4 protein-coding genes are annotated in these 3,556 nt (G+C 72.7%); 3 read left to right on the forward strand and 1 reads right to left on the reverse strand.

What is annotated here, in order from left to right; translation table 11 throughout:
* The first annotated feature begins 120 nt into the window (after positions 1-120).
* A complete protein-coding gene (locus ACWCSD_RS49870) occupies positions 121-930 on the forward strand; it encodes a helix-turn-helix domain-containing protein (RefSeq protein WP_358286498.1) in 810 nt (269 codons plus the stop codon).
* 22 nt (positions 931-952) lie between these two features.
* On the opposite strand, the gene ACWCSD_RS49875 is transcribed toward ACWCSD_RS49870, so the two are convergent.
* Entirely contained in the window at positions 953-2,071 is a 1,119-nt protein-coding gene (locus ACWCSD_RS49875) for a globin domain-containing protein (protein WP_449926424.1), read from the reverse strand.
* A gap of 349 nt (positions 2,072-2,420) precedes the next feature.
* Here ACWCSD_RS49875 and ACWCSD_RS49880 point away from each other — a divergent pair, with 349 nt between their 5' ends.
* Positions 2,421-3,107, forward strand: a complete 687-nt coding sequence (locus ACWCSD_RS49880; protein ID WP_449926427.1) for a gamma-glutamyl-gamma-aminobutyrate hydrolase family protein — start codon at positions 2,421-2,423, stop codon at positions 3,105-3,107.
* A gap of 9 nt (positions 3,108-3,116) precedes the next feature.
* Positions 3,117-3,556, forward strand: a 440-nt coding sequence (locus ACWCSD_RS49885; protein ID WP_449926430.1) for an alpha/beta hydrolase, incomplete at its 3' end; no start/stop codon positions are given.

Here is a 3,556-nt window from a genome sequence, read left to right on the forward strand (position 1 = left end):
CCGAGGACTGGGAGATTTGCCGCACGCCTGCCGCCCGGCCGCCCGCGGACGGCCGGGACGGCGCGGGCATTACCCGACAGGTAATCGTGATACTTCCCTCTCCCCGCTAAATTTCATGACATGGGAGCAGTAGCGATACAAGAAGAGACTTTTGGTGATTTGTTGCGGTCGTGGCGGCAGCGGCGCCGGGTGAGCCAGCTCGACCTGGCCATCGAGGCCGACGTCTCCTCCCGGCACGTCAGCTTCCTGGAGACCGGCCGCGCCCGGCCCAGCCGCGAGATGGTGATGCGGCTGGCCGAGGAGCTCGACGTGCCGCTGCGCCACCGCAACCGGCTGCTGGTCGCCGCCGGGTTCGCGCCGGTCTTCCCCGAGCGCGAGGTGCGCGCCCCGGAGATGGCCGTCGTCCGCCAGGCGCTGGACAAGATCCTGGCCGGGCACGAGCCGTACCCGGCGCTGGTCGTGGACGCGGCGTGGAACCTGGTGGCGGCCAACTCGGCGGCCGCCATGTTCATGGCCGGCGTGCCCGCCGAGCTGCTGGCCGAGCCGGTCAACGTGATGCGGCTGTCGCTGCACCCCGACGCGATGGGCGGCAGGCTGCTGAACCTGGCCGAGGTCCGCGCGTACCTGCTGCACCAGCTCCGCAGGCAGGCCGAGGCGTCGGCCGACGGCCGCCTGGCCGAGCTGCACGACGAGCTGGCCGCCTACACCTACCCCGGCGTCAACCTCAACGTGGCCCACGTGCCGGGACCGGGCGACATCCTGCTGCCGCTGCGCATCGCCGACGGCGACCGCGTGTTGTCGATGTTCACCACCATCGCCACCTTCGGCACGCCGATGGACGTGACCGTCTCGGAGCTGGCCATCGAGACGTTCTGGCCGGCCGACGAGGAGACCGCCGCCGCCTTCCGCCGCGACCCGGCGGCCTCCTGACGACCAGCGTGGACGTTCAGTCCTAGCGTTCACCGGGGACGACGTCGCGGTGGATGCGCGCCGGCGGCACGCCGTCGGCCTGCAGGCGGCGCACGGTGCCGTCCACCATGCCGCCCGGGCCGCAGACGTACACGTCGTGCTCGCGCCAGGAGTGGAAGCGCCCGGTCACCTCCGGCAGGTGGCCGCGCATCCCGGCGTAGGACGGGTCGCCGGAGACCACCGGCAGCACCTGCAGCCACGGGAAGGACGCCTGCATCGCCAGCAGGTCGGGCAGGTCGTACAGCTCGTCGGCGGTGCGCGCGCCGTGCAGCAGGTGGATCCGCGGCCGGCGGCCCGAGGCGATGACGTGCTCGACGATCGCCTTCAGCGGGGCCAGCCCCGTGCCGCCGGCCACGCACAGCAGGTCGCGGGCGCTGTGCTCGCACGGCGTCATCGTGCCCATCGGCGGCCCGAGCATGACCGTGTCGCCGATCCTGGTGTGCCTGGTCAGCGCCGTGGACACCCAGCCGCCCGGCACCGAGCGCACGTGCAGCGTGACCGTGTCGTCCGGGCGCGGCGCGTTGGCGATGGAGAACGTGCGCCACACCCGCGGCCAGCGCGCGGTCTGGACGGTGACGTACTGGCCCGCCGTGTACGGCAGCCGCTGCGCGGGCCGCAGCGTGATCACCGCGATGTCCGGACGGCGCAGCTCGTGGTCGACGACCTCGGCCGGCCACCAGGCCGGTGAGACGCCCGCCTGCGACTCGGCCGACTCGATCATCAGGTTGGCCGCCGCCGTGTACGCCGACACCCACGCCGCCTCGATCTCGTCGTTCCACACCTCGGCGGCGAAGCGCCGGATCGTGGCCAGCAGGGCGGTGCCGACGGCCGTGTAGTGCTCGGCGAGCACCCCGTACTTGCGATGGTCCCTGCCGAGCTGGCCGAGGTAGGCGGCCAGGCCGTCCGGGCTGTCCAGGCTCCACACGATCCGGGTCAGCGCGCCGAACAGCCGGTCGCGCTGGACGTCCATCGCGGGCGGGAACATCCCCCGCAGGTGCGGGCTCGCGGCGAACAGCCGCCCGTAGAAGTACGCGGTCGCCTTGTCGGCCACGGGCTCGACGAGTGAGAAGCTCTCCTTCACCAGTCGCGGATTCAACGACATGCACTCAACCCCACCCCATTGGACCGGAAAATCGATTCCGGCCGCGTCGGCCACCTCCTGACGGCTCCGGGTCGTGAACGCGCTGCGTGCCCCGGCACATCCGGCGCGCTCGGAAATGAGTCTTACACCACCTCTGATGCGTCACAACCGATTCACCCCAATTGCGATATGGGCTTTTCCGGCGGAGAAAATGAATAAAAGTGATTTTCGTCTTTCGGATTCCGGTGTTTCCCGCCGGGCGGCGGAGGCGTAGCATCCCGCCATGGCGGTCCTCCACCCCGGCCCGGCGAGGCCCGGCTGACCGCCGGGACGGCCTCCCGCCTGCCCTGACCCGCCCCTGGAGATCCGCATGTCCCGACCGCTCATCGGCATCACCGCCTACCTGGAGGCCGCCCGCTGGGGCGACTGGGTGCGCGAGGCCGTGCTGTCACCGCCGTCCTATGCCAAGGCGGTCGAGCGGGCCGGCGGCGCGCCGGTGCTGCTCCCGCCGCTCGACCCCCATGTCGCCGGCGACCACGTCGGCGGCCTGTCCGGCGTCCTGCTGGCCGGCGGCGCCGGCCTCGGTGCCGGGGCCTACGGCGGCGAGCCCGACGAGCGCGCGCCCGAGCCGCAGCCCCACCGCGACCGGTACGAGCTGGCCCTGGCCGGGGCCGCCGTCCGGGCCGGCCTGCCGATCCTGGCCATCGCCCGCGGCCTGCACGTCCTCAACGTCGCCCAGGGCGGCACGCTGATCCCGTGGCTGCCCGAGGTGCTCGGCCACGAGCGGCACGGCGAGCCGGGCGCGGTGCACGACATCCAGGTGAGCGTGTCCAGCAGGCTCGGCAAGGCGGTCGGCGACCACGTCGAGGCGGTCGCGCCGCACCACCAGTCCGTGCGCCGCCTGGGCAGCGGCCTGCTCGCGGTGGCCTGGGCCGACGACCAGATCGTCGAGGGCGTCGAGCTCCAGGGCCACCGGTTCTGCGTCGGCGTCCAGTGGCATCCCGAACGCGGCGGGGACAATCGGCTCTTCGATGCGTTCGTCGAGGCGGCCCGCTAGGCTGCGCTCATGCCGCTGCACCCCCAGGCGCGGGACTACGTCGCCCTCTACCCGTCGGACCTCAACACCGACCTGGCCACGCTCGACCTGGCCACGATCCAGGAGATGCGCGCGCACGACGGCTTCGCGGCCCAGCGGGGGCCGCTGACCAAACTCCCGTTCGTCCGCGACGAGCTCGCCGGCGACGTGCCGATCCGCATCTACCGCGCCGACCCCGGCGACGGCCTGCTGCCCGTCGTGGTCTACTTCCACGGCGGCGGCTGGGTCTTCGGCAGCGTCAGGCGCAACGACGCGCTCGGCCGCGACCTGGCCCTGCGCACCGGCGCCGTGGTCGTCTCGGCCGACTACCGGCTGGCCCCCGAACACCCCTTCCCGGCCGCCGCCGACGACGCCTGGACCGTCGTGCGCGACGTCTTCGCCAGGCCCGCCTTCTACCAGAGCAACGGCAG

It is taken from the genome of Nonomuraea sp. NPDC001684 (assembly GCF_053596515.1).

Coding starts and splice junctions, on each gene's coding strand:
- ACWCSD_RS49870 (WP_358286498.1), top strand. CDS start 121: ATGGGAGCAGTAGCGATACAAGAAGAGACTTTTGGTGATTTGTTGCGG.
- ACWCSD_RS49875 (WP_449926424.1), bottom strand. CDS start 2,071: ATGTCGTTGAATCCGCGACTGGTGAAGGAGAGCTTCTCACTCGTCGAG.
- ACWCSD_RS49880 (WP_449926427.1), top strand. CDS start 2,421: ATGTCCCGACCGCTCATCGGCATCACCGCCTACCTGGAGGCCGCCCGC.